This is a genomic window from Anoxybacillus sp. UARK-01 (genome assembly GCF_002075365.1).
In the GTDB taxonomy this organism is placed as follows: Bacteria; Bacillota; Bacilli; order Bacillales; family Anoxybacillaceae; genus Anoxybacteroides; species Anoxybacteroides rupiense.
The window spans coordinates 295,391-321,230 of record NZ_NASY01000031.1; the positions used below are offsets into that span (position 1 = coordinate 295,391).

At 40.4% G+C, this 25,840-nt stretch carries 25 protein-coding genes and 1 pseudogene; 24 read left to right on the top strand and 2 right to left on the bottom strand.

Features of this window, described 5'->3' with window-relative positions; all coding sequences use genetic code 11:
• Nucleotides 1-216 precede the first annotated feature (216 nt).
• A pseudogene (locus tag B6A27_RS05910) lies at nt 217-1,078 on the bottom strand (aldo/keto reductase).
• A gap of 147 nt (nt 1,079-1,225) precedes the next feature.
• Here B6A27_RS05910 and B6A27_RS05915 point away from each other — a divergent pair.
• The 13 genes from B6A27_RS05915 (at nt 1,226) to B6A27_RS05970 (ending at nt 12,672) form a co-directional block, all read left to right on the top strand.
• A complete protein-coding gene (locus B6A27_RS05915; RefSeq protein WP_080860694.1) occupies nt 1,226-1,639 on the top strand; it encodes a MerR family transcriptional regulator in 414 nt (137 codons plus the stop codon).
• A 534-nt stretch (nt 1,640-2,173) separates the two neighbouring features.
• Nucleotides 2,174-3,118, top strand: coding sequence for a pre-toxin TG domain-containing protein (locus B6A27_RS05920; protein WP_236631805.1), 945 nt, complete (start codon nt 2,174-2,176; stop codon nt 3,116-3,118).
• Nucleotides 3,119-3,307: 189 nt separating this feature from the next.
• Nucleotides 3,308-5,416, top strand: a complete 2,109-nt coding sequence (locus B6A27_RS05925) for a BglG family transcription antiterminator (RefSeq protein ID WP_236631800.1) — start codon at nt 3,308-3,310, stop codon at nt 5,414-5,416.
• Nucleotides 5,417-5,442: 26 nt separating this feature from the next.
• The gene (locus B6A27_RS05930) at nt 5,443-5,874 is read left to right on the top strand and encodes a PTS sugar transporter subunit IIA (protein WP_080860696.1); all 432 of its coding nucleotides are present in this window, start codon (nt 5,443-5,445) and stop codon (nt 5,872-5,874) included.
• 26 nt (nt 5,875-5,900) lie between these two features.
• Nucleotides 5,901-6,164, top strand: a complete 264-nt coding sequence (locus B6A27_RS05935; protein ID WP_080860698.1) for a PTS sugar transporter subunit IIB — start codon at nt 5,901-5,903, stop codon at nt 6,162-6,164.
• A gap of 27 nt (nt 6,165-6,191) precedes the next feature.
• Nucleotides 6,192-7,490 (top strand): PTS ascorbate transporter subunit IIC, encoded by a 1,299-nt coding sequence (locus B6A27_RS05940; RefSeq protein ID WP_080860700.1) that lies wholly within the window; start codon nt 6,192-6,194, stop codon nt 7,488-7,490.
• A 136-nt stretch (nt 7,491-7,626) separates the two neighbouring features.
• Entirely contained in the window at nt 7,627-8,619 is a 993-nt protein-coding gene (locus tag B6A27_RS05945; protein ID WP_080860702.1) for a phosphotriesterase family protein, read from the top strand.
• A gap of 20 nt (nt 8,620-8,639) precedes the next feature.
• The gene (locus tag B6A27_RS05950; RefSeq protein ID WP_080860703.1) at nt 8,640-9,371 is read left to right on the top strand and encodes a creatininase family protein; all 732 of its coding nucleotides are present in this window, start codon (nt 8,640-8,642) and stop codon (nt 9,369-9,371) included.
• Nucleotides 9,358-10,083, top strand: coding sequence for a KDGP aldolase (locus tag B6A27_RS05955; protein WP_080860705.1), 726 nt, complete (start codon nt 9,358-9,360; stop codon nt 10,081-10,083). The genes B6A27_RS05950 and B6A27_RS05955 overlap by 14 nt, the downstream gene beginning before the upstream one ends.
• A complete protein-coding gene (locus B6A27_RS05960; protein ID WP_044746811.1) occupies nt 10,080-10,826 on the top strand; it encodes an SIS domain-containing protein in 747 nt (248 codons plus the stop codon). The genes B6A27_RS05955 and B6A27_RS05960 overlap by 4 nt, the downstream gene beginning before the upstream one ends.
• Before the next feature lie 457 nt (nt 10,827-11,283).
• Nucleotides 11,284-11,406 (top strand): transposase, encoded by a 123-nt coding sequence (locus B6A27_RS05965; protein WP_159719482.1) that lies wholly within the window; start codon nt 11,284-11,286, stop codon nt 11,404-11,406.
• A gap of 278 nt (nt 11,407-11,684) precedes the next feature.
• On the top strand, nt 11,685-11,834 hold the full coding sequence (locus B6A27_RS18605) for a hypothetical protein (RefSeq protein WP_156450539.1): 150 nt from the start codon (nt 11,685-11,687) through the stop codon (nt 11,832-11,834).
• An 88-nt stretch (nt 11,835-11,922) separates the two neighbouring features.
• Nucleotides 11,923-12,672 (top strand): HNH endonuclease, encoded by a 750-nt coding sequence (locus B6A27_RS05970; RefSeq protein ID WP_080860724.1) that lies wholly within the window; start codon nt 11,923-11,925, stop codon nt 12,670-12,672.
• Between the two features lie 709 nt (nt 12,673-13,381).
• Here B6A27_RS05970 and B6A27_RS05980 read toward each other — a convergent pair.
• The gene (locus B6A27_RS05980) at nt 13,382-13,729 is read right to left on the bottom strand and encodes a hypothetical protein (RefSeq protein WP_044741662.1); all 348 of its coding nucleotides are present in this window, start codon (nt 13,727-13,729) and stop codon (nt 13,382-13,384) included.
• Nucleotides 13,730-14,049: 320 nt separating this feature from the next.
• Between B6A27_RS05980 and B6A27_RS05985 the strand changes: the two genes are divergently transcribed.
• From B6A27_RS05985 to B6A27_RS06035, 11 genes are all read left to right on the top strand, one after another.
• Nucleotides 14,050-15,297, top strand: a complete 1,248-nt coding sequence (locus B6A27_RS05985) for an NAD(P)H-dependent oxidoreductase (RefSeq protein WP_080860726.1) — start codon at nt 14,050-14,052, stop codon at nt 15,295-15,297.
• Nucleotides 15,298-15,333: 36 nt separating this feature from the next.
• Entirely contained in the window at nt 15,334-15,759 is a 426-nt protein-coding gene (locus tag B6A27_RS05990) for a transcriptional regulator GutM (RefSeq protein WP_236631801.1), read from the top strand.
• A gap of 25 nt (nt 15,760-15,784) precedes the next feature.
• Nucleotides 15,785-16,312, top strand: a complete 528-nt coding sequence (srlA, locus tag B6A27_RS05995) for a PTS glucitol/sorbitol transporter subunit IIC (protein WP_044741664.1) — start codon at nt 15,785-15,787, stop codon at nt 16,310-16,312.
• 52 nt (nt 16,313-16,364) lie between these two features.
• Complete coding sequence (srlE, locus tag B6A27_RS06000) at nt 16,365-17,396, top strand: PTS glucitol/sorbitol transporter subunit IIB (protein ID WP_080860728.1); 1,032 nt, start codon at nt 16,365-16,367, stop codon at nt 17,394-17,396.
• A gap of 20 nt (nt 17,397-17,416) precedes the next feature.
• Complete coding sequence (locus B6A27_RS06005; protein ID WP_080860730.1) at nt 17,417-17,776, top strand: PTS glucitol/sorbitol transporter subunit IIA; 360 nt, start codon at nt 17,417-17,419, stop codon at nt 17,774-17,776.
• Between the two features lie 62 nt (nt 17,777-17,838).
• Nucleotides 17,839-18,768 (top strand): sugar-binding transcriptional regulator, encoded by a 930-nt coding sequence (locus B6A27_RS06010; protein WP_231883425.1) that lies wholly within the window; start codon nt 17,839-17,841, stop codon nt 18,766-18,768.
• 300 nt (nt 18,769-19,068) lie between these two features.
• The gene (pdhA, locus tag B6A27_RS06015) at nt 19,069-20,049 is read left to right on the top strand and encodes a pyruvate dehydrogenase (acetyl-transferring) E1 component subunit alpha (protein ID WP_044741667.1); all 981 of its coding nucleotides are present in this window, start codon (nt 19,069-19,071) and stop codon (nt 20,047-20,049) included.
• 15 nt (nt 20,050-20,064) lie between these two features.
• Nucleotides 20,065-21,048, top strand: coding sequence for an alpha-ketoacid dehydrogenase subunit beta (locus tag B6A27_RS06020; RefSeq protein WP_080860736.1), 984 nt, complete (start codon nt 20,065-20,067; stop codon nt 21,046-21,048).
• A 17-nt stretch (nt 21,049-21,065) separates the two neighbouring features.
• The gene (locus B6A27_RS06025; RefSeq protein WP_080860738.1) at nt 21,066-22,385 is read left to right on the top strand and encodes a dihydrolipoamide acetyltransferase family protein; all 1,320 of its coding nucleotides are present in this window, start codon (nt 21,066-21,068) and stop codon (nt 22,383-22,385) included.
• Nucleotides 22,386-22,399: 14 nt separating this feature from the next.
• Nucleotides 22,400-23,782, top strand: a complete 1,383-nt coding sequence (gene lpdA / locus B6A27_RS06030; protein WP_080860740.1) for a dihydrolipoyl dehydrogenase — start codon at nt 22,400-22,402, stop codon at nt 23,780-23,782.
• Between the two features lie 301 nt (nt 23,783-24,083).
• On the top strand, nt 24,084-25,031 hold the full coding sequence (locus B6A27_RS06035; protein ID WP_080860742.1) for a sugar-binding transcriptional regulator: 948 nt from the start codon (nt 24,084-24,086) through the stop codon (nt 25,029-25,031).
• Nucleotides 25,032-25,840: the final 809 nt, after the last annotated feature.

The window sequence follows — 25,840 nt, forward strand, 5'->3', positions numbered from 1 at the left end:
AGATAGCGTAGCAGCTATCTTTTTTTATATTGTAGGCAATGGTGATAAAATGGTTCTTTCCGCAATTTTGGTGAAGAAATCAAGGATAGATTCCTGTGGTTAACTAATATTTTTTTAGAAAAGTATTAAGTGAATGGGTAAAGGACTTTTTTCTAAGTAAATCGAACTTGGCTCGCGTTTTTTTACTAAATAAAAATTCCCCCAATCCAATCCTCATTATGGCAATCGATTGCCCGCTGCGTGATAGATTTCATACCATTCCGCTCTTGTTAACTCTACTTTTTTGCTCGCTTGGCAAATCTCTTTTAAACGTTCCACATTAGTCGTTTCGACGATTGTCTGCATTTTGGCAGGATGTCGCAAAATCCAAGCAACGGCAATGGCGGATTTGCTTACGCCTTTTTCTTCAGCGATGCGTGCTAGTACACGGTTTAATTCCGGGAATTGGTTGTTATCGATAAAAACTCCTTCAAAGAAGCCGTATTGAAATGGCGACCAAGCTTGAATTGTGATATTTTTTAACCGGCAATATTCGAGGATGCTGCCGTCGCGATCGATGGCCCCTTCAAATAATGTATTGGCTTGAATGCCGCTGTTTACCATGCCGGAATGCATAATGCTGAATTGCAGCTGTTTTACAAGAAGCGGCTGTTTCACGCATGATTTCAATAGCTCTATTTGCAGGCTGTTGGAGTTGCTGACGCCAAAATGACGAACTTTGCCCGCTCGCTTGCAAAACATCAAACGCCTCGGCCACTTCTTTCGGTTCCATTAATGTGTCCGGTCTATGCAGAATCAATAAATCTAAATAATCCGTCCGCAACCGCCGCAACATTCCATCGACCGATGTGAGAATATACTCTTTCGAAAGGTCGTAATAGCCATCTCGAATCGAGCATTTGCTTTGAATTTGTATATTGTCACGAAGTCCAAGTCTTGAAGCTAACACTTGGCCAAAAAGCTCTTCGCAGTATCCTTTCCCATAAATATCCGCATGGTCAAAAAGGGTAATTCCTTCTTCCAACGCATGACCGATGTAGCTGGGTAGCTCCTGCACATTCATGTTGCCAATTCTCATGCAGCCTAATACAATCTCATCCCGATTTTCCCGGATCAATCTGTTTCATCATCGCATCCTCCTCTGTTTGAATATGTATGGACTTTGATATAATCACTTTAATCTTTAAAGTATACTTTAAGACAATACTTTTTGTAGGGGATTTTTATGCATTACACAATCAAAGAAGTTTCCGAGATAACAGGATTGCCATCATCGACACTACGATACTATGAAACTGAACAATTATTGCCGAAAATACAAAGAAATCCATCAGGAGTTCGAATGTATATGGAAGATGATCTCGAATGGATGGTCGTGATTACATGCTTAAAAGATACCGATATGTCGATTAAGGATATTAAAAAATTTGTCGCCCTTTGCGCATTGGGCGACTGTACATTAGAAGAGAGAAAGCAAATGGTTCTCGCCCATAAGAAGAATGTGGAATTAAAAATCGCAAAACTGCAGCAACATCTCGAACATATCTATTTCAAGGCCGATTACGATGAAACTGCCTGCAAAGCTGGAACCGAAGCGGAACTGAAAAAAAGAAAATATCCGAGTCCGTTTAAATTGTAATGGTGCTTGAGTATTCGATATTAGAGTAAGGACTATGCGTCAATAGAACCGCTTATCGTCTGTGAAAATAATGATAGGATGTCAGATATTTAGAAAAATTGAAGACCGTTTAGATGATTAATTACTACATCCCCAGTAAAAATGGGAGGGGGATATAGAAGTACAGATGGATGTTCCAACATAAGCAAGCCGTTTTATATCGCTTGTCCACTTATTGTCGGCAACGTTATGGGTTCACATTGGCTCCTCCCAAGGAATGATCCTTCACTCGTTTCAGTTCATACAGCAAAGGGTAACAGTCTTTTGTGTAAAAAATAGGTATATATCACGAATCATCTTATGAAAAATGGTATAAAAATTATACTATTTTTACTTATATTACCATTTATAAAGAGAATAAATGGAGGAGTGAACCAAAATGTCGAGCGTGTCGGACGAGGTGCATACAAGAAAATGGGGGATAGAGGTGCTTTCGGATGGACAAGTTGGCCGAACGAACCGGGACATTGCAACGATGAGGGAGCAGTGCGAACAATGATCCGTCTGAAGCCTGAAGAGCTGGAAACAATCGCAAAGCACATTCCTGATGCGGAAGACGCATGCGAACGGGCGCGGACGACGCTGTCGCGGGAACGTTCTTCTCTCGCCATGGACCTCCCTGGCGTCAGCACGCCTGACATGGAAGCGATGCGGGACGAACTCGTTCATTGGTTGCGACGTTATGAAGACAAATTGAACGAAGCTGAAGAACTGTTGTATCGCACCGCCGCGGCGATGCGCCAAGCGGACCAAACGATTGCCGACAACATGAAGGAATTCGGATTGGAGCTTCTTGGTTGGTATGACGTGCAGCGCGTGTTTGGCGAGTACGATCCGATTACCGGCGAGCGCCTTTCTGTAGGAGACCGCTTGCTGGCGGGCGGAATGCTGCTTGCGTCCATCTTTCCTCCCGCTAAAGGGGCCGGAATGGCGGGAAAAGCGGCAATCAAGGGCACTAAAGCGATCAAGGCGGCATCCGTCTTATCTAAAATGAAACATGTCGTGCGCGATGATAAAATAAAGGCGATCTTCGAAACGATTTACCGGCAAGTTGTCAAAGCGCCATTCGCTGAAACCGCTCGCCTGTTTAAAAAGCAATGGGAAGATTTAGTGGAAAGTGTTGCATCCGTTTCACGACAGCCGGCGTATGCCGGAGTTGGATCCATTTTCGGGAAAACGATACAAGAGGCTACAAAAGGACACTCAAACGTAATGGATTTTTCGATGAACCGGGTTACAGAAAAGACAATAGATGATACAGCTGAGAACATAGACAAAAAACAATATGTTTATAATATGGTTGAAAATTCAGGGCCGTTAGCGGAAGTCAATCCTTGTGCTGCATCCACTTTTAGAAGCGGAATATATAATGCTATAAAGCTTGAAGAGGATATAATTTTATATCGTTCTGGCAAGCAGGCGGAGGAAAAAATGCGTTAGGATAGTATTTTACGAGAAAGCCAAGCACAAAGATTGAGGGACGTATTGGACTATCTAGAATAGAAAGTCCAACATTGCACAGTTATAGTGTGAGAGATTTGTTCTTATATTTATTACTAATTTTGTTTACTATAGCATTAATCAATACTAGCCATCCAATGTGATGCACTAGAGTGCAGGGAGGGCAAAATGATGTATTTGGATAAAAGAAGTAAAGCGATTTTATCAGAGTTAATTTGGCGGGATAGCAGTATTACCGTTGAGGAGATCACTAAAAAATTCCGCATATCTCGTAGGACCGTTTACTACGACCTGGATAAAATTAATGATTGGCTGAAATCGAATGGCCTAGAAATTGTTCAATATTTTAGGGGAAAAGGCTATTATATCCCGGAAGGTGAACGGGAAAAAATTGCTAAAAAACTGGAGGTTGCTGACAAATGGGAATATGAATATTCTGCAGATGAACGCTTAGCTTGGTTAGCAATTTACTTATTAACAAGAGACAGACCTTTATTCCTTGAGGATTTATCAGAGTTAATAAGAGTAAGTAGAAATACTACGATTGATGACTTGAAGAAGCTAAAAAAAGAACTGGAGCTGTATTCTCTTCAATTACTTTCAAAGCGTGGGGAAGGATATATAGTTCAAGGGAGTGAAGGCGATAAACGAAAAGCGATTGTTTACTACCTATCAAAACTTATACCGGAGCCGCTTGATTGGCATACATTTTTATCGAATACCCGGGCACTTTTTTCCGAAGAAAGACAAAAGCAAACGATTCTTTCCCAAGAACTCATACAGATTCAAACGATATTGAATGAATGTGAACAGGAGTTAAATATACAATTTGCAGATGATACATTAAATAGCTTAGTTTTAAGGTTTTGGTTATTCGGTAAAAGAATTGTTCAAGGGAAAGAAATATCGATGGATTCAATAGAAAAAGAGATTATTAATCAAACGAAAGAATTTCAAGCAGCGAAAATAGCTAGCAAAAAGCTAGAACAGATTTATCACGTTTTATTACCTGAAGATGAAGTTTATTACTTAGCAACCCACTTGTTAAGTGCAAAAGTGCAATATTCAGCTCAAGCAAATGAAGATGATGAAACAAGAACATTAAAGCTTGTTGCTGAGAAAATGGTTACTGATTTTCAAGCATTTGCCTGTGTATCGTTCTCAAATAAAAAAGAAGTTGAAGCCAATCTTGTGTTACATTTAAAACCTGCTTTCTATCGAATTAAATATGGATTAAAAGCTGAAAATCCATTAGCAGATCAAATTAAACGAAAATATAAAGATGTGTATTTAATTACAAAAAAAGTTATTCATCATTTTGAAACGCTTGTAGGTGAATCGGTTCATGATGATGAGATTGCTCTTATAGCAATCCACTTTGGAGGTTGGTTGAAAAAAGAAGGGCTACAACCGGAAAAAAGAAAAAAAGCAATCATAGTTTGTCCAAGCGGTATTGGAACTTCAACCATTTTAAAACATCAATTAGATGGACTATTTTCAACCGTTGATTTTATAGACATTATTTCTGCAAGAGAATATGAGAACAGGTCATATTCGAATGTAGACTTTATAGTATCAACAGTCCCGATTAAGGAGGCGAAACATCCGACTTTTATTGTAAATCCGATCTTAAATGATAAGGACAAAGAAAGATTAATTAAAAAGGTCCATGCATTAACGGGGACTGAACAAAGTGCTTTTCGAGTTTCCGTTGATTCTATAATGGGCATCATTAAACAATATTCTAGTATACAAGATGAAAAATCGTTAAAACTCGCATTAAAAGAATACTTACATCAACCAATCATGACTAAAGAAAAGGGGGAAGGTCCAAATTTATTAGATATTTTAAAGAGTCAATATGTAACATTTTTGAATGAAGTAAATGATTGGGAAGATGCTATAAGGAAGGCAGCTCATCCGCTATTGCAGGATAAAGTGATTCAACCATCTTATGTTCATGCAATGATCCAATATGTTAAAAAATTGGGCCCATATAATGTTGTTGTACCAAATGTCGCGCTCCCGCATGGGAAACCGGAGGATGGTGCACTAAAACTTGGAATGAGTCTACTAATATTACAAAAACCTGTATCGTTCTCAAGTAAAGAAAACCATCAAGTCCGTTTATTATTTGTTTTGTCTTCTATTGATAACCAACTCCATTTAAGAGCTCTATCGCAATTATCAGAATTGCTTTCTTCACGAAAAACAGTAGTGGAATTAATGGAATGTAAAACGAAAGAAAGTGTGCTTCAAATCTTATCGACATCATAAAAGTTGGGAACTAAAGGAGATTGGATATGAAATTTTTAGAGAGAGACATTGTAGCACTTAATGTAGAAGTATCTACTCCGGAAGAAGCAATAAAAAAAGCCGGGCATTTATTGAGTGACAAAGGATATATCACGCAATCTTATATCGATGCGATGATTCGCTCGTTTCAAAAAAACGGCCCGTACTTTGTGATAGCCCCTAATATTGCAATTCCGCACGCTCGTCCGGAAGATGGAGTAAAAGAAGCAAGTGTTTCTTTGATTCAACTAAAGGAACCTGTTTCATTTGGAAGCACCGGAAATGATCCGGTGAAGCTAGTGTTTGCGTTAGGAGCTTCAAACAGCGATGAACATTTAAACGTTTTAAAAATGTTAATGAAGGTGTTAGGGAATGTTGAAAATACAGAAAAGTTAAAATCGGCAAAAAATTACGAAGAAATAAAATCGTTATTAAATTAATGGATCAAAAGGAGAGTTGGGTGACGATGAAAATTTTATGCGTTTGTGGTTTAGGTCAAGGAACAAGTTTAATATTGCGAATGAACGTCGAAACGGCATTAAGGGAAATGGGGATTACGGCTGATGTGGATAATACGGATGTATCTTCAGCTTCCAGTCTGAACCCGGATATCATTATTACTAGTAATGAACTAGCTCAATCATTAAAAGGAACACCCTCTAAGGTCATTATAGTGAATAACTATTTTGATATGGACGAAATTCGTTCAGCTTTAAAAGAAAATTTATAAACCTTATTTTAGGGGGGAGGATTAAGCATGGAATTTTTGTATTGGTTAGCCGATAACTTTTTCGGGACACCGGCAATTTTATTAGGAATTATCGTTTTAATCGGTTTATTGCTTCAAAAGAAAACGGCCAGTCAAGTAATCAGCGGTACATTTAAAGCAATTATTGGCTTTTTGATCATTAGTGCTGGATCAGGGATTATTGTCGGGGCACTGAACGTATTTGAACCAATGTGGAAAGAAGTGTTTAACTTAGAAGCTGAAGCATTATCAAACTTTATGGGGCAAGATGTTTTCAATGCGAAGTTTGGTAGCGCTGTAACATTAGCCATGACATTAGGATTTCTGATCAACGTACTTTTAGCTCGAATGACACCTTTTAAGTATATTTATTTAACGGGCCATATGATGTTCTGGACAACAACGATTTTTGCAGGAGTTGTTGTTCATACAGTGGGAGACAAATTGTCATTTTGGGGATTGGTCACATTTTTGTCAATTGTAATGGGGCTTTATTGGACCATCCAACCTACACTGACGCAGCCGTTCATGAGGAAAATAACAGGGAATGATAACATTGCTCTAGGACATACTTCTGCATCTGTATCACTTTTGGCAGCTATTGCAGGTAAATATTTAGGAAATAAGGAAAACGATTCAGAAAAAATAAAATTGCCTAAAGGCCTCGAGTTTTTAAGAGATTCAAACGTTATTACGGCGCTGACTATGGGAATTCTATTTCTTATTGGGGCCATTGTCGTTTCGTTAAAAACAACCCCCGGGGCCAAAGAATTAATAGGAAGTACAGGTGGACAAGACTTTATCGTATATTCAATTATTCAATCATTTACATTTGCGGGTGGTATTGCAGTTGTGTTGATGGGGGTAAGGATGTTCATTGGTGAAATTGTACCTGCTTTCAACGGTATTGCAACCAAATTAGTCCCAGGTGCAAAACCTGCATTAGACTGTCCGGTTGTGTTCCCGTTTGCTCCAAATGCTGTTATTTTAGGATTTGTTGGTGCGTTTGTCGGGGCATTATTATGGTTGGTTGTGTTAGGGAATACAGCTGCTTACATTTTTGTACCTACCATGATCGTTTTATTTTTCCATGGGGCCACAGCCGGAGTGTTTGGTAATGCGACAGGTGGTGTACGCGGTGCCTTAATCGGTGGATTTATTACGGCGACGGTAGTTGCTTGGGGACAATATTTCATGGTAAGAAACTTAATCGCAAGTACTGTTCCTGACACAGCAATGTGGGCTGCAGACTCTGACATGTTTATTTTAGGGCCGATTATTCGCTTTCTATCAGGTTTATTTTTCTAATGATTGAATAAGATGGTTGGAATATATTAGGTTAGAAGTCTTTCACGATTGGGGAAGCCTGGTCTTAATTATATATTTCCCGCACAAGTGTGGACATTTCCAATTAGGATAAAAAATGAAAAAAGAGGTGTCTAGCATGTCTTTCATCCGAACATTTTTTGGTGATATAAAACCGGAACAGCTTGGATTTACCTATTCTCATGAACATATTGTTTGTCGTCCTCCGTATTGGGTTGAAAAAGGAGAGAATGACTTATTATTAGATAATAAAGAGGCTTCCCTAAAAGATGTGTTAGATTTTAAAAAACACGGTGGACAAACAATTGTAGATGCAACTGCAGTTGATTATGGTCGAGATGTAGAGGCAGTTGCAGAAATAGGGAAAGAAGCCGGAATTTTTATTATTGGAACGGCTGGGTTTAATAAAAGCTTTTTATGGGATGCGAAAATAGAAGAAAAAGTAAGAAAAGTAATAGGACCTTTTGATACTTATGCACAATGGATTGACCATTCATCGATTAATGAGTTAACAGAATTTGTTGTAAAAGAAATTGAAGAAGGATTGGAAGGAACTTCTTATAAAGGAGGACAAGTGAAGTTTGGAACAGGCTATAATCGCATTACTCCTTTAGAAGAAAAAACAATACGCGCTGTTGCGCGAGCTCATCATGAAACGAAAGCTCCTGTTCACTCACATACAGAAGTTGGCACGATGGCATTAGAGCAAATTGAAATATTAAAGAGTGAGGGTGTTGATTTATCATACGTCAGCTTTGGTCATATGGATCGAAATCCCGATCCGTATTATCATGAGCAAATCGCAAAGACAGGAGCTTTTCTTTGCTTTGATGGAATAGCAAAAATTAAGTATGCACCAGAAAGTACGAGGATTCATTGTATTTTAGAATTAGTTCGTAAAGGATATGAGGGACAAATTTTAGTTAGTGGAGATACAGCAAGAAAGACTTATTACAAACATTATGATGACGGATTAGGTTTAGAGTATATTATCGCTAAATGGGTGCCGAGATTTATTGATGAAGCGAACAAAGCCGGTTTTGACGGTGAAAAATTAGTTTATCTTTTCTTTGTGGAAAATCCGGCAAAATGTTTTGCATTTAAAAAATGAGTTGAATGCAGGTGAACTAGATGAAATTTGAATATGAAAACTCTTTTGAAGTGAAACATAAAATTCAGGAAAGGAAAATAGCCATATTGCCAATTGGAGCTATTGAAGCTCACGGTCCACACCTGCCTCTATCGACAGATAATATTTTAGCTGAACGGTTATCAGAAAAGCTTGCTGAAAAGGTTCATGCATTTGTTCTCCCTACTTTACCTTATGGACAAGTATGGAGTTTACGAGACTTTCCTGGGAGCATAAATATTTCAAATGAATCTTTAATTTCAGTCCTCGTTGATATAGGAACAAGTTTATATAAACAAGGTTTTCGAATTTGGGCGATCGTAAATGGTCATTTAGGGAATCAATCGGCTTTAAAAGATGCTGCACGAGTTCTTTATGATCGATTTCAGGATTTTAAAGTTTTTTATTTCTTTTATCCTGGGATGAATGCAATTTTAAAAGATGTAAGAGAAACTCAATCCGTCCATTCCACTTATTTTCATGCTTGTGAAATCGAAACATCAATCATGCTTTATTTAGCTGAAGAACACACGAATATGGATAAGGCCATCTGCGACATCCCCAATATACCGGAAAGTGCTGATTTCACACCAACTACTTGGCAGAAATTTACTAATACTGCTGTTCTTGGAGATGCAACTCTTGCCACAAAAGAAAAGGGAGAGAAAATTGTTGAAACTGCCATTGAAAAAATGGCAGCAATGTTAAGGAGTGCAAAAGATGAAATTGCTTGAAATGAAAAAATTTAGGGATCAATTATTAATCAATGTATTGGCAAGTGGTGAAGAAAACGCAAAAGCAATTTATGATGCTGGAGAAGGATATATCGTTCCAGGAATTGCAGCAGCAGACTATTCTACTATAGATGAGGGTGTGGCGAAATTACGCGAATTAAAAAAAGCTGTTCCTGTAGTTAGTATTGGTCTTGGAGGTGGTGGAAACTTCCAAGAGTGGAAACGTGTTGTTCAAATGGCAGTTGAGGCAAAATCCGAGCATATTAATCAACCGTATGAAACAGCTAGCTACGCCAAAGGATATTTAGAGGCGAATAATGTCAAACCAATGATTAATGCCTTAGTAATGCCAACTGGTATAATCGGTAAAGTGAGATTGTCCACTGGAGCTACAGTTGATGTTGAATCGTGCTTAGATTTAGCAGCAGCTCTTAATATTGATTCAATCAAAGTGATGCCGGTAAAGGGGTTAACTCATTTGGAAGAACTTGTCTTTATTGCAAAAGAAGCAGTGAAAAGAGGTATTCGTGGGATTGAGCCGGCAGGTGGTATTAAAATTGAACACGTACCAATAATGTTTAAAGCCATCCAACAGACCCATATTGAATTATTTATGCCCCATATTTTTGGAGATTTATTAGTAGAACCTGGTAAAACGAATCATGAAAAAGTTAGGGATCTATTGACGTTGTTAAAAGGGGGAACATTATGATCGCTCAATATTTTCAAAAAATTGAACATTTGTTGCAAAAAATAAAAAATGAAGAGACAGATTCGATGAAAAAGGCAGCGGAAAAAGTGGCAGAAGCTATAAAACATGGAGGAATTGTTCAATTATTTGGGTGTGGACACTCCCATATTTTAACGGAAGAAGTGTTTTATCGAGCGGGCGGACTTGTACCGATTAAACCCATTTTTCATGAGCCTTTAATGCTTCATGAAGGAGCAGTTCTTTCATCGATGTTAGAACGTAAAAACAATTATGCACATACATTTATGAGCAGACAAGACATTCGATCAGGAGATGTATTTATTGTCCTTTCCACATCCGGAAGAAATGCCGTTCCAATTGACGTTGCACTCCATGCAAGAGAAAAGGGAGCCTTTGTGATTATTATAACTTCTATGGAGTACTCGAACAGTCAACCTTCAAGACATGAAAGTGGAAAGAGGTTATATGAAGTGGGAGACCTAGTGATTGATAATCATTCCGTAATCGGAGACGCTATATTAAAACATGAAAAGGTGGCTATACCGTTCTCGCCAACATCTACAGTTTCAGGAGCCGTTATTTTAAATGGCATTTTTGCTGAAGCAATTGTGATTATGGCGAAAGAAGGTTTCACTCCACCTGTTTTTCTAAGTGGAAATATAGAGGGGGCAGATGAACACAATCAGTTACTCATTAATAAATATAAAGAAAGAATTCCTCTATTGACAAAAGGATTAGGTTAAAGAATTTTCCGGCTTTTACTCCTAACTGTACAAATTGATATAAAATTTTATTAAGGTAAGGAGTCACATAATTTCCTGTAAAGTACTTAATCTATGTTTCATTAGAAAAGTTTGTATTTAGATCGGAGTATTTAGATAATATTTCATGAATTTTTTTTATTCTAAAATCGTTCCGTTAACTTTTAATAACCGGCTGATTCAAAATGGTCTTTGTAAACTTTTTGAATCAGTTTTTTGTTGAGTATTTTTATTAAGAAAACTTATCAGTCATTCAGATTCTACCTTTTTACTTCCTCCATCCATTAGGATCCTTCACGAAGCTATGTCGATAAATAATTACGGAATTTTTAATTTCTCAGTTTCTATTTGTATAAAAATGATGTGAGTCTAAAAATTGGACACGGAGAACAGAGAGATGATAATCAACTTAATGACAATCGGTTCGAGGTGTCCAATCATGAAAAAGAGAACATTTGATCAAGAATACAAGATTCAAGCCGTTGATTTATGCTTGGAGGGGGACAAGTCCATCGCCCAAGTGGCAAAAGAGTTAGGATTGGCTTACAACTGTGACCGCTAAATAAAACTGAACAGAATTCGACTGATTAAATTGAACAGTTTAGAAGCGTGCACTTTACATGGAGTGGCGTACATGATAGCCTCGTTTCATGCGGCTGATTCTTGTTGTTGCTCGCTTTTAGGAAATATCTTGTACGCAGAGGCTCCATGTCAAGTGATAGGGATTACGCTGGAATTTCCAGAAAAGTGTTCACTCTTATTTAGAGAAAACGGTTCAATTTTTCCCGTCGGTTACATGGGTATTCAAGATTTTCAAGATCTATTGGATTATGCCTTGTTTTGCTGTCGCTTGACCGGGTAGAGAAACTAGAGACGGTTACGCTTGAAGAATTGCAGCCGATCAAAGAGAAAATGCGAAAAATAAAAAAAGCCGGGTATCAAGAAGAAATCTTGCAGAAGCTTTATGAAGGAATTGGTTACCATATGTAGGAGAAGGTGAGGACAAGCCTTCATTTAGGAGATGGGGAAGTCGCTAGCAAGCATGTCGTTTGTTTTCTAGAGAGAGGGGGAGAAAAGAATGAAGGTATATAATGATCCACTTGATATTTCCGTTCATCAGTGGCTTCAATTGTTGAAAGACCCGGAAGTTTTTCGCACAGAAGATATAGTGCTCATCTTGACGGTTTATAAACAGAAGGATTCAAAAGCGACAGGCAGACAAGTAGCAAAACTTTTAAACAGAGTAGACCATCGGGGATTTAATTCTCAATTGGGTCGTCTTGGAAGGAGGATACGCAAACGATTGCCAGGGATAACGTTTCCGCAAAGAGAAGATGGTACGATTCGATGGTGGCATATTCCCTTTTTAGGAGAAGAATATCGGAATCAATGCTTTTGGCAAGTGAGACCTGAATTAAAAGAAGCGGTCCGTCTTTATGAGTTTGAGGAAGAAACGGAGCAGAAGGAAATGTTTTTGATGCCAGAAGAACAGGAATTGGACCATATGGAATTATATGAAGGCAGTAAAAAATTAGTAGCCGTCAATCGCTATGAACGGAATGCGAAAGCAAGGCAGTTGTGTTTATCAAAATATGGATACCGATGTTCGGTTTGTGACTTTGATTTTGAGGAGTTCTATGGAAGGATCGGTAAACACTTTATCGAAGTTCATCATCTCAAACCACTAAGTGAAATCAATGAAGAGTACAAAGTTAATCCTTTTGAAGATTTACGGCCGGTATGTCCGAATTGCCACGCCATGTTGCATAAAGCGAATGTTTCGATTGAAGAATTAAGACGCATGATTTCGACTCGTTCGTTAAGATAAATATGGTCTTTCTCTAAGTTGAAATATGATGATGTAAAACAATAGTTTCCCCCAACTAAAAAGACACGATGTATCTAGATACAATTAAAAACAGGATGTTGATGCATTCATACTATTTATTTTTTGTATTAAAAATGGACAAGCGTGAATATATGAAATTTAGGGAAGACAAAAGCTGGAGGGGATAGAAATGGATTTTGCTTTCTTCATTATTACTTATGTTTTATCTGTTTTCCATTTTGCATATGGATATAAAGAAGCTATAAAAATAAGTGCAGAAACCGGAAAAGTCAACGGTTGGTCTGTTATTTTTTCGTTTCCACTCGGATTGATATTTGCATTTTTTACAAACTTTTTTTATCACAAAATATATTGATCAATTCAACCAACAGATTGTTTCAGCGCCTGTCACCATTCGAATGGTGCTGTTTAAGGATAAAAGATCTTAAAACAGATAAAATGATTTCAGAATATGAATATCCAATACTTGTACCTCGAAAAAATGTTTCAATAAGGATTTTAGATCCTATTATGGATATATATTTAACACTCTGCTTGTATTTAATCGTATCTACTAAATACAGTTGTTAGACAAATGCGAAATTTCCTGTTTGGTAGCCGTGGAGAACACCTTTACCTTGCAGGAAATTTCGCTTTTTCTTTTTATCGAGAAGGTCAGCAGGAAAGAGGGAGATGAAGATTGAACAAGCTACTTTTCTCGCTTCTGCTGCTCTTTAAAGGCTTTAAAAACATCTCTTGTTTGCTTCATATATTTATAAATGCTGTAAGGCTTTTTTATGATTCGGACCGGAAGGGAAAGCAAAAATTTACTGAGGTCGCTTCGATATTCCTCTGTGATCTCTGCCGGTTTATGAACAATTTTTTCATATACCTCATGATAAAATTCATGTAATAAATCAATCTTTATTTCAACAGAGTGATGGCAGTGAACACATTCAATCTTTGAGATTTTATCGTTAATGTAAGTAATGACGTGGTCTTGCTCCTCGTTGCAATGAATGCAAAACAACACCGCTTCTATTTCTTTAATTTCCACGTTCTTCACCTCTTTTTATGAAGGATCAAATCCTTCTCTATATTAAGTATATTATTCAAGTCTGGCTTCTTTTCCTTCTGTAAAATGTTTCCGACACTCACAATTGATAAAAACTCCTTGAGGATTGAAATCATTATAACCAAATTTCAATAGGCATTTCAAAGTATAAAAAGTTTAAAAAATCATTTTAAGAATTTATTGACTTTTTGAACAATTGGGATATAATGATGATAACAATCTATTAACAAATGTTATATACCGTAACAAATGTTACGAGTGCGTGCACATACGTTAAAAAACGCTTTGAAGGAGCTGGAAACATGTCCATTTATCAAGAATTGCTTGCGCGGGAACGTGACGGTCAGCCGATTAAAGTAGGAGTGGTTGGCGCAGGTCAAATGGGATTTGGGCTGATTTCGCAAATCTCGCGCATACCTGGCATGGAGATCAGAGGAATTTGCGATGTCAATATGGAGGCGGCAGAAAGAGCCAGCAGCTATTATCAATCGAAAGTAACGAACAAACATCCTGTTCTTGTCAGCAGTGATTACCGCAAAGTCATTCAATCGGATGAAGTGGAAGTGATTGTCGATGCGACAGGGATTCCTGAAGTCGGCGCAAATATTTCGCTGGAAGCATTGAGATCGAGAAAACATTTAGTACTGCTTAACGTCGAAGTAGATATTACAATTGGTTCTATCATGCACAATTGGTTTACGTCAGCTGGGTTAGTTTATACAGGATCGGCGGGAGATGAGCCGGCAGCCACGCTGGAACTGTATGAGTTTGCAAAGACGATGGGCTTTGAAGTACTGGTTGCTGGAAAAGGGAAAAACAACCCGTTTATTCCAAACGCCAATCCGGATACGTGCAAGGAAGAAGCTCTTCAAAAACGGATGAGCGCCCATATGCTTGCGGCGTTCCAGGACGGCACAAAAACAATGGCGGAAATGAATTTGTTAAGCAACGCCACAGGCCTCATTCCAGATAAAATTGGGATGCATGGCGTGGAGGCCCATTTGGAAACGGTTGCCGACAAGCTGAATTTACAAGAAAACGGCGGTGTTTTAAACCAATTCGGAGTCGTTGAATATGTAAAAGGGTTGGCACCGGGCGTATTTGTCATCGTGAAAAGCGAATTAGAACCTGTGGATGCCGAATTAAGGTATTTGAAAGTTGGCAAAGGTCCCCATTACGTTCTTTACCGGCCTTATCATCTCGCAAGTTTAGAAACTCCGATCACCATTGCCAAAGCCGTATTGCATCACGATACGTCGATTCATCCATTAGGCGCGCCCGTTTCAGAAACAGTCGCTGTCGCCAAGCGCGATATCCAGGCAGGGGAAGCCATTGATGGCATTGGCGGCTACTCGGTAAGAGGCGTGCTTGAAACTCATCAAGAGATGAAGAAATATTCGCACATCCCCATCGGTTTAATCAGCGGAAAAATTATCGCCAAACGCCCTATTAGACAAGGCCAATTTTTAACATTGGATGATGTCGAGTTAGATCCATCCACCACTGTTTGGAAATTAAGAGCTCTACAAGATCGTTTGTTTTCAAACTAAAAATGCATGTGTCAAGCGCAAAGGAGGTGATTCTTTTTGAAGCTTGCCATCATTTTGTCGATGATTTTGCTGATTCAATATGTGGCAACGATCATACAAGTCAGACATTATCAAAAATATGTCGGCAAAATTGTAAGCCATTACAAAGGCAAAGAAGGCTATTTTTTGTACTCTGGTATGAACAGACGAAAATTAAGTCCCGGCGCTGTGGCTATGATTGTGGTGAACAACGATTATGTGATAGAAGATTGCTATATTCTCAAAGGGGTTTCCGTTTTTTCGAAGTTTAAAAAATATGAAAAATACATTGGGCATCACGTAGCGAAAATTTTGGATGATCATCATGAATGTGTAGAAAGGGCTGGAGGAAGGAAGAAGCAAATCCCTTCATTTTTGGCGGCTTTGTCAATGGCAGCCGAAAACGCGACGGTTTCCATTTCTAAGAAAAAGCTTTCCATATAAAATGTCCGGAAAGGAGAAGTGAAAGATGGAATGGTTAAAATGGATTGGTGAACATTTTATCGGAATGTTTCAGGCCGGCGGAGAAACGTTTATGGGAATGTTTACAGGAATTATCCCGACTTTAATTGTTTTACTTACATTCACTTATGCCGTTATTAAATTTATTGGGGAAGAGCGGGTCAATCGAGCGATTCAATTTGCCTCAAAGTATATGCTGTTAAGATATACGGTCATGCCGATATTGTCCGTATTGCTATTAACAAACCCGATGTGTTATACGTTCGGACGATTTTTGCCAGAGAAACAAAAACCGGCGTTTTATGATTCTGCCGTATCATTCGTTCATCCGGTAACAGCGCTATTCCCATATGCGAACGCAGGCGAGCTATTTGTCTATTTAGGAATTGCCAATGGGATCAAAGAGGCCGGCTATTCGATGTCAGAGCTTGCTGTCCGCTATTTTCTCGTAGGGATTGTTGTCATTTTATTGCGGGGAATCATTACCGAATATATTACCAAATTCTTGGCGCGCAGAATGGAAGCAAAATCTTAACATAGGGCAAAGATGAAAGCGAATTCAAATATGTTTAAGAGGAGGAGAAATGATGTCAAAACAAGCTGTTTTTGTTGCCAAAGGTTCAGGCGGCTGGGGAAAAGGCTTGCGCATTGAGCCGCAAGGAAAAAAACAAAAAGTTGTATCGATTACGGGCGGCGGCATCCATCCTGTAGCAGCGAGAATAGCAGAGTTAACTGGCACGGAAGCGATAGATGGCTTTAAACATTCCGTTCCAGAAGATGAAATAATGTGCGTGGTGATTGATTGCGGCGGAACAGCGAGAATCGGCCTGTATCCAATGAAAAGAATCCCGACCGTTGATATTCTTCCGTCTTCTCCTTCTGGTCCGTTAGCGAAACACATTACAGAAGATATTTTTGTATCAGGCGTTACCGTGAAGGACATTTATCTAGCGGATGAAGCAGAAGAACAAGCGGTTCAGGCGGATGCTTTGGAAGCAGAAAACTTGGAAGAAAGACCGGCATTCGATGTGAAGGATAAGGAAGCCTTTCGCTCTCAATATGAACAAGTGAAAAAAGAATCCCGTGAGCATAATGAAAATCTATTTATGAGGTTTTCAAGGGGAATAGGAAAAGTAACCGGCACTTTTTATCAGGCGGGCCGCGATTCTGTTGATATGCTGATTAAAAATATTATTCCATTTATGGCTTTTGTCAGTATGTTAATCGGCATCATCAATTATACGGGAATCGGTGATGTGATTGCCAATACTCTTTCTCCTCTCGCCAGTTCTTTATGGGGATTGATCATCATTGTTATCGTATGCACCATTCCGATTCTGTCGCCGGTATTAGGTCCCGGAGCGGTGATTGCGCAAGTCGTTGGGGTGTTAATTGGAAGCCAAATTGCAGCAGGCCATATTCCGCCGCAATTTGCTTTGCCGGCTCTATTCGCTATTAATGGCCAGGTGGGTGCGGATTTTGTCCCTGTCGGTCTGTCTCTTGGCGAAGCAAAGCCGGAAACGATTCAATACGGCGTGCCAGCGGTCTTGTACAGCCGCTTAATCACGGGAGTGCTTGCCGTTTTAATCGCATATGCCGCAAGCATTGGCATGTATTAATCATTCAAGGAGGATAAAAGATGTCAAAAACCATTATTCGTGAAATCGGCGCACTCGTCTCATCATTTAAAGAAGAAAACCTATTAATTCTCTTTGGACTTCACGCTCCTCCAGAGCTAAGAGAGATATCGGTTATTCACGAATTTGCCGGTGAAGTGCCAGATGAACCTCTAGTTGAAGGCGGAAAAATCATTTGGAACGATCAAGAATATTCCATCACGGCGGTCGGATCAGCAGCAAACAAAAATTTAAAAGAACTGGGCCATATTTCTATCTATTTCTCCGCGCCGAATGAACATGTGCTTCCTGGAGCGGTTTTTGTTGAGCCTTTCGCCTTCCCATCGCTCGAAGTCGGGAAAGAAATTCGCTTTGAGAAATAACCAATTCTTTCGTTGATTATAACAAAATACAGTCTAATTTTTGATAGAAAGAAGGGGGACTGTTGGAAGATAGAAGGCTGCTTGTGAAAATATCCCATATGTATTACTTGGAAGGAGCGACCCAATCAGAAATCGCCAAAGTGTTCGGTGTAAGTCGATCATTAATCTCAAAATATTTATCAAAGGCGAGAGAAGCAGGAATTGTGGAAATAAAAATTCATGACGGCTCACACCATCCTTTTATGAATATAGAAGCAAGGATTGAGAAAAAGTATGGGCTTCGGGAGGTCATTTGCGTTCCTAACCTGGGAAATGGCACAGATTTAGACAGTATTGGAACATATGCAAGCCGTTATTTATTAAGGATCTTGAAAAATGGGCAAATTGTCGGAGTTTCTTCTGGCACCACCTTGCTCTCCGTAGCAAAGCAGCTGTCAGCCAAGCTCCCTTATGCCTCTACCACCTTTGTTCCGATCGTAGGAGGCATGGGAGATGAACGGGTAGATATCCATGCCAATGTTCTTGTTTCTATGTTTGCCGAAAAATTAAAAGCCCATTATAAATTCCTTCATGCTCCGGTAATAGCCGACAGTAAAAAAGATAAGGAATTGTTTATGTCCCAATCATCGATACAAAGTGTTTTTGAACTTGCTGAAAAAGCGGATATCATCCTTGTGGGAATCGGCGGTTCACCTAAACACTCCACCATTACGAGATCAGAGATTGGCAAAAAGTATCGGCAATATTTTAATGAACTCGATGCGGTCGGTGATATTTGCTATAAATTTATCGATGAAAATGGAAATGCTCCTTCGAATAGCTGGAATGATAAAATTATTTCTTTCGACATTAAAAAATTAAAAAAAATCCCGTTTGTGATCGGAGTAGCAGCGGGGGTGGAAAAAGTCGAAGCCATTAAAGCCGTTTTAAATGGGAAATTAATCAATGTGCTGATCACAGATGAAAAAACAGCAGAAATGCTCGGGTCCTAAAACGTATCCTCTGTGTAAAACACGAGGGTGTCCAACACATCAATTTTATATGCTTTTCATCTTTGCTCAGTAGCTGTGCTGTCGTAACTGCAAACATGACAGCCGCTTTTTTTTTTTTTGCACGAAATATGATAACAGATCTCCTGATTTTTTCAGCGCGAAAAAACAAGCTCAAATACGTTTTCTATTTTGAAATTTCTAGTAAAACTCACGTAGATATTCCTTGACTATTTTCAGAAAAAACTTTATATTTATTACAAAAGTAAATATAAAGAACAAATGTAAAGGGAGAGTGTAAAAATGAGCAATCATGCACTTCCAGCATTTATAACAGATGAAAAATTAGTTGAATTGTATAAACAAATGTGGCTCATTCGATATTTTGATGAGAAGGTGGACCAATTTTTTGCTAAGGGGATGATTCATGGAACGACACACCTTTGCGTCGGACAAGAAGCGACGGCAGCTGGATCCATTGCGGTTTTGCAAGAGAAAGATAAAATTACGAGCACGCATCGAGGCCACGGTCATTGCATTGCGAAAGGGGCATCCGTCGATAAAATGATGGCCGAACTGTTTGGCAAAGTGACCGGATACTGTAAAGGAAAAGGCGGCTCTATGCACATTGCCGACGTGGAAAAAGGAAACCTTGGCGCAAACGGAATTGTCGGCGGCGGCATCCCGTTGGCCGTCGGCGCGGCATTAACTTCCAGGATGAAAAACGAAGGCTATGTTGTCTTGTGCTTTTTCGGAGATGGTGCAGCCAATGAAGGAAGCTTCCATGAATCCCTAAACCTTGCTTCCATTTGGGATCTTCCCGTTGTGTTCATATGCGAGAACAATCAATATGGAATGAGCGGGTCTGTCAAAGATATGTTCAATATTGAACATATCGCCGATCGGGCACAGGCTTACGGCATTCCCGGCAAGGTCATCGACGGAAATGACATGCTGGAAGTGATGAATGCCGTTTATGAAGCGGTTGAATATGCCAGATCAGGAAAGGGGCCTGTACTGATTGAAGCCAAAACCTATCGATGGAAGGGCCACTCCAAAAGCGACGCCAAAAAATATCGCACTCGCGAAGAAGAACAAGAATGGAGAAAAAAAGATCCGATCAAAAGATTCAAAGAGTACTTGATGGAAAAAGGAGTATTAACAGAAGAAAAGGCCGAACAGCTGCGCGAAGAAGCGTTCCGGGAAATTGAAGACGCTGTTGCGTTTGCCGAAAAAAGTCCAGAACCGTCGCTCGATACATTGTTGGAAGACGTTTATGCGTAAAGGGGGAGAAAAGCGATGCGAGAGATCACGTATTTAGAAGCCGTTCGCGAAGCGATGAGTCAGGAAATGAGAAAAAATCAAGATGTTTATTTATTAGGAGAGGATATCGGGGTTTACGGCGGCGCATTTGGTGTCACGCGAGGAATGATTGAAGAATTTGGACCGGAACGTGTGAGAAATACGCCGATTTCGGAAGCAGCTATTGCCGGTGCGGCCGTCGGATCAGCGTTGACAGGGATGCGGCCGATTTTGGAGCTGCAATTTTCCGATTTTATCACGATCGCGATGGATCAGCTTGTGAACCAAGCGGCAAAACTCCGATACATGTACGGAGGAAAAGGGAAGGTTCCGATGGTGGTAAGAACTCCTGCTGGATCAGGTACAGGCGCAGCTGCCCAACATTCCCAAAGCCTAGAAGCATGGATGGCTCATATTCCCGGGCTAAAGGTCGTACAGCCGTCAACCGCTTATGATGCCAAAGGATTGTTGAAGGCGGCGATTGATGATGATAATCCCGTGATTTTCTACGAACATAAGCTCCTTTACAAAACGAAAAGCCACGTTCCAGAAGAACCATACTCCATTCCATTAGGAAAAGCAGACATGAAACGGGAAGGAAAGGACGTAACCATTGTTGCCACAGCGATGATGGTGCATAAGGCATTAGAAGCGGCAAAAGAGCTTGAAAAGGAAGGGATTGACGTCGAAATTGTCGATCCGAGAACACTTGTCCCGCTTGATGAAGAGACGATCGTCGAATCGGTGAAAAAGACAGGACGAGTGGTCGTTGTCCACGAAGCGGTCAAACGTGGAGGATATGGCGGTGAAATCGCAAGCATCATTGCAGAGAGCGAGGCTCTCGATTATCTCGACGCCCCTATTAAACGGCTTGGCGGGCTGCCTGTTCCGATTCCTTATAACCCGAATTTAGAAAAAGCGGCTGTCCCGCAAGTACCAGATATTATCAAAGCCGTAAAAGAAACGGTCCAATTTAAATAAAAAGGGGGGAAGAACCGATGGCCAAAGAAATTTTTATGCCGAAGCTGAGCAGTACGATGGAAGTCGGCACACTCCTTCAATGGTTGAAAGAAGAAGGTGAACCTGTTGATATCGGCGAACCGCTCTTTGAAATTATGACCGATAAAATCAATATCGAAGTGGAGGCCTATGACAGAGGAATCCTGTTGAAAAAATATTTCCAAGCCGATGATCAAGTCCCGGTCAATCAAGTGATTGGTTATATCGGCGAACGGGGAGAGACCGTTCCCGAAGAGCCGCCGACTTTATCGGGAGGAGCGACGGCGGAACCGTCTGCAATAAGCGAGGACGCTGTCGAAGGGAAAAGCAATGAGAATGGAAAGGTACGAGCCACACCTGCCGCCAGACGCTTAGCCAAAGAAGCGGGAGTCGATTTGCCAACGATTTCGGGAAGCGGTCCCAAAGGCCGCATCCACCTGAAAGATGTGCAGCAATATTTAGAAACTGAAAAGGAACAGCCAAAAGCATCGCCGCTGGCAAGAAAAATGGCCGAACGTGAGAATATCGATTGGAAGACGCTTCAAGGATCAGGAGCAGGCGGCAAGGTGATGAGCCGGGATGTGATCCATGCCGTTCCAGCTCAAACGTCAGGACAAAAGCAGGAGCAGCATGAAGTCCGGAAGAAGCTATCTGGATTGCGGAAAGTGGTGGCCGACCGCATGGTACAAAGCGCCTTTACCGCTCCCCACGTTACATTAACCAGCGATGTGGATATGACAAAAGCAAGCGAAATGAGAACAGCCCTCCTTCCGACTGTCGAAACACAAACAGGATTTCGTTTAACGTATACGGACATTCTCATCAAAGCGGTTGGTACGGCTTTATCACGCTTCCCTGAAGTAAACGTCCATTTGGAGCATGATGAAATCATTTATAAAAAGAATGTCAATGTTGGAGTAGCCGTTGCGGTCAAAGACGGTTTAATAGTGCCGGTCATTAAACAAGTGGAACAGAAAGGGCTGGCGGCCATTTGCGCGGAAGCAAAAGATTTAAGCAAGCGCGCGAGGGAACAAAAACTCCGGCCCGATGAGCTGAAAGGCTCTACTTTTACGATTAGCAATTTAGGCATGTATCCGATTGATGCATTCACCCCGATTATTAATCAGCCGGAAATCGCGATTTTAGGCGTAGGCAGAATCCAAGAAAAACCTGTGGTTGTCAATGGGAACATCGCCATCCGCCCAATCATGACCGTCAGCTTGTCTTTTGATCACCGCGTCATCGATGGCGCGCCCGCGGCGGAATTTTTAGCTGAAGTCAAACGCATTCTCGAAAACCCGTATGAAATGATTTTATAAGGAGGAGGTTCCATTTGGCACAATCGTATGATATCGCGGTCATCGGCGGCGGTCCGGGAGGCTATATGGCGGCTCTTCATGCTGCTCGTCTTGGAAAAAAAGTCATGCTGGTGGAAAAGGAGTTTTTAGGCGGCACCTGTTTAAATAGAGGCTGCATTCCTTCTAAAACATGGTTGAAAAACGCTGAAATTATAGAATCCATTGAGTTGTCCAAAGAATGGGGCATTCAAACGGGTAACCTCACGATTTCCTTAGACAAGATGAAAAAGCGGAAAGATGATGTCATTTCCCGTCTCCGCCAAGGGATTGCGCTTTTGTTAAGGCAAGGAAAAATTGACGTATATCAGGCAGAAGGCTTTTTAGAAGAAGGAAATACGGTTCAATTGATTGCAGATCAAAAAGAGGAACGTGTTCAAGCGGATAAAATCATTGTGGCGACCGGCTCATCTCCCTCCATTCCTCCGATCGCCGGGCTAAACGATGTTTCTTTTTATACAAGCGATACCATTTTTGAAATCGACAACATCCCAAGCTCCCTCACCATTATTGGCGGCGGCGTGATTGGCGTGGAGCTGGCGACGGTTTTTTCTCGTTTTAAAACACGAGTGACCATTATTGAAATGGCTGGACGGATGATCTCGACCGAAGATGCGGACGCCTCCAAAGCGCTTGCTCAATCGCTGCAAAAAAAAGGAGTACGAACGTTAACAAATGCGAAAGTGACACGTGTGCAAAAAAATGGAGACAAAATCATGACGGAATGTCTCAATGAAAAAGGCGAATCCGTGTTGGTCGAAGGAGAGGCGCTTTTCGTAAGCGTTGGCAGGAAGCCTAATTTATCTGCGGTTCAGGGGTTAAACCTGGAGCAAAACGGACCTTTTATTCAAGTAAATGAAAAAATGGAGACGAGCGCTTCCAACATTTATGCTGTAGGCGATGTCATAGGGGGGTACCAGCTGGCGCATGCCGCCTATATGGAAGGGATCGTTGCTGCTTCAAACGCAGCAGGGTACGAGCGGAAAATGGACAATCAAGTGGTTCCGCGCTGCATTTTTACACTTCCGGAAGTGGCCAGCGTCGGATGGACGGAAGAAGAGGCGAAACGGAAAGGGCTTGCGGTGAAGACGGAAACATTCGATCTTGCCGGAAATGGGAAAGCGTTGATTTCCGGCGACACATCAGGATTTGTCAAAATCGTCTATGACATGAAATATGGAGAAATCATCGGCGTCACCATGGTCGGCCCTCACGTAACGGAAATGATTTCCGAAGCGTCTTCTTTCATATTTCTAGAAGGCACGGTCGAAGAAATGGCCCGTATGATTCACCCGCATCCAACGATTTCTGAATCATTTTTTGACATCGCAAAAAACATTATAGATAAAAGTAAAAAATAATAGCGGGATGTAAAAAGAGCTTATTTACAATTGTTCTATGGATCGAACAAAATGTAAATAAGCTCTTATTTTTTGTTTTTAAAAAAGTAAATGGAACATAAAAGCTTTTTATTCATCTGATGATATGTTTATTATAGAATTATGTAAGTAATCAGATAGAGCAAATGACATCGCAAGTGTTGATAATCCATTACTTTATGAAAAATGTGGAATGATTGAGCTAGGAATCAAGCAATGTCAATGGGGTTTTATTGGGGTATCAACACACCTGAAATGGTATGAAAAAAGAAGAGGTGAGGAAATGTTAGAGTGGGAAGAAAGAAGGCAGCTTGTTAAAGTGGCTACATTGTATTATATGGAGGGGTGGACGCAAGAACAAATCGCGAAAAAAATAGGAGTGTCAAGACCGATTATTTCCAAAATGCTGCAGCGCGCGAAAGAAGTAGGAATCGTAGAAATATTTATTAAAGATGAAAGTGCCCATACTGTTGAATTGGAGCAAAAATTGGAGAAGCATTACGGATTGAAGGATGCGGTTGTCGTACCGACAGTAGGATTGACGCCTGATATGGTGAAGCGGGCTGTAGCGCGTGCGGGCGCTTATTATCTCTCTAAAAATTTAAAGTCGGTGAAAAGGTTAGGGATTTCATGGGGAACGACGCTTGCAGAACTAGTGAAAGAATTTCCGTATATTCGCAAAGAAGAGTTAAAAATTGTTCCGCTTGAAGGAGGGATGGGAAGAAAATTCGTGGAAATTCATGCAAACCAGCTTGCCCACGAATTGGCTAAAAAAATGAGCTGTACCTGTCTTTATTTATATGCTCCAGCCATTGTTGAGACAGAAGAATTAAGGGAAAGATTGTTATCCATGCCAGATATCGAAGCCGTGCTTGAAGAAGGTCGGAATATCGATGTAGCTATCATTGGAATCGGCAATCCGCATAAATCCTCCACCTTGCGTAAGCTAGGTTACTTGGAGGATGATGATCTGCACTATTTGCGTAAGCTGGGTGTCGTGGGTGATATCGGATTTCGATTTTTTGATGAATCTGGTAATGTCATTATCAATTCATTCACCAATAAAGTGATTGGCGTTTCCTTAAGCGAATTAAAAAAGGTGAACCGAGTGATAGCGGTTGTTGAAGGAATTCATAAACTTGAAAGTATAAAAGGAGCACTGAACGGAGGCTTCATCAATGTTTTAATTATTGATGAGCAGACTGCTGCAGCGATTGTTGAAAATTGGTGAAAAATTTCATGGAAAACCATTTTTACTTGGGTCCATTCATTAATATACATTTACAAAAAACCTTCATAAAGTAGAGATTTGACCAAACGATTGAGGAGGTTCATGTATCAGGCTTCAGCTTACTAATGATTCATCAAGTTTTTACAGATAGAAGGGCTGAGACTCTATTACTCAACATGGATGATGAGGGATCACAACCGTATCATTGATGAAGGAATGGCCGGAACGCTAACGGGGGGCTTCATCCGCTCAGCTTTTATCCGAAACATTGGGCGACAATGAGCCAAAATCTGTGGGATGAAACCATTCTTCTGTAGGAAAAGGCAATAGGGGATGTTCCGTTGTCTCAATGGTCAAGCCTAAATAAAGACCTTCTTGAGCGACGATATCGCTTGATCTCATGATCGAAGGAGGCGGCTTCCATTGCTCGCATATGGTTTATTCGTTCGTCTGAGACATCTGCTTGCCGGCTCATGGTTCATATGATGAAACAAGCCTTTCCATTAGTGTTTCGGCTTTACGACAAAGCTTCCGGGCAATCATGGTATCTGTTGGAAAACGATTGTAGCAGCTTGCTTGAAAAAAGCTGTCATCGCCATGTTCAAAAGGCACCCAAAATTTTGCGATCAGACTGGCATTCTGTCGTGAGGAAAAGAGCTATTGCCCTTATGAGTGAAGCGAAACAAGCGAGTCCTATTGATATCAGCAAAAAGCTGTTCGATGTCAACATACGAATCTATCGTTTTTTTAACATTTCAACTGTGAATTTGGTTTTATGTATTGACATGAGAAAGCGATTACAAATATAA

Bases quoted from the DNA above. Each gene is read 5' to 3' on its own strand.
- B6A27_RS05915 (WP_080860694.1), top strand. From the start codon at position 1,226: ATGCATTACACAATCAAAGAAGTTTCCGAGATAACAGGATTGCCATCA.
- B6A27_RS05920 (WP_236631805.1), top strand. From the start codon at position 2,174: ATGATCCGTCTGAAGCCTGAAGAGCTGGAAACAATCGCAAAGCACATT.
- B6A27_RS05925 (WP_236631800.1), top strand. From the start codon at position 3,308: ATGATGTATTTGGATAAAAGAAGTAAAGCGATTTTATCAGAGTTAATT.
- B6A27_RS05930 (WP_080860696.1), top strand. From the start codon at position 5,443: ATGAAATTTTTAGAGAGAGACATTGTAGCACTTAATGTAGAAGTATCT.
- B6A27_RS05935 (WP_080860698.1), top strand. From the start codon at position 5,901: ATGAAAATTTTATGCGTTTGTGGTTTAGGTCAAGGAACAAGTTTAATA.
- B6A27_RS05940 (WP_080860700.1), top strand. From the start codon at position 6,192: ATGGAATTTTTGTATTGGTTAGCCGATAACTTTTTCGGGACACCGGCA.
- B6A27_RS05945 (WP_080860702.1), top strand. From the start codon at position 7,627: ATGTCTTTCATCCGAACATTTTTTGGTGATATAAAACCGGAACAGCTT.
- B6A27_RS05950 (WP_080860703.1), top strand. From the start codon at position 8,640: ATGAAATTTGAATATGAAAACTCTTTTGAAGTGAAACATAAAATTCAG.
- B6A27_RS05955 (WP_080860705.1), top strand. From the start codon at position 9,358: ATGAAATTGCTTGAAATGAAAAAATTTAGGGATCAATTATTAATCAAT.
- B6A27_RS05960 (WP_044746811.1), top strand. From the start codon at position 10,080: ATGATCGCTCAATATTTTCAAAAAATTGAACATTTGTTGCAAAAAATA.
- B6A27_RS05965 (WP_159719482.1), top strand. From the start codon at position 11,284: ATGAAAAAGAGAACATTTGATCAAGAATACAAGATTCAAGCCGTTGAT.
- B6A27_RS05970 (WP_080860724.1), top strand. From the start codon at position 11,923: ATGAAGGTATATAATGATCCACTTGATATTTCCGTTCATCAGTGGCTT.
- B6A27_RS05985 (WP_080860726.1), top strand. From the start codon at position 14,050: ATGTCCATTTATCAAGAATTGCTTGCGCGGGAACGTGACGGTCAGCCG.
- srlA (WP_044741664.1), top strand. From the start codon at position 15,785: ATGGAATGGTTAAAATGGATTGGTGAACATTTTATCGGAATGTTTCAG.
- srlE (WP_080860728.1), top strand. From the start codon at position 16,365: ATGTCAAAACAAGCTGTTTTTGTTGCCAAAGGTTCAGGCGGCTGGGGA.
- B6A27_RS06005 (WP_080860730.1), top strand. From the start codon at position 17,417: ATGTCAAAAACCATTATTCGTGAAATCGGCGCACTCGTCTCATCATTT.
- pdhA (WP_044741667.1), top strand. From the start codon at position 19,069: ATGAGCAATCATGCACTTCCAGCATTTATAACAGATGAAAAATTAGTT.
- B6A27_RS06020 (WP_080860736.1), top strand. From the start codon at position 20,065: ATGCGAGAGATCACGTATTTAGAAGCCGTTCGCGAAGCGATGAGTCAG.
- B6A27_RS06025 (WP_080860738.1), top strand. From the start codon at position 21,066: ATGGCCAAAGAAATTTTTATGCCGAAGCTGAGCAGTACGATGGAAGTC.
- B6A27_RS06035 (WP_080860742.1), top strand. From the start codon at position 24,084: ATGTTAGAGTGGGAAGAAAGAAGGCAGCTTGTTAAAGTGGCTACATTG.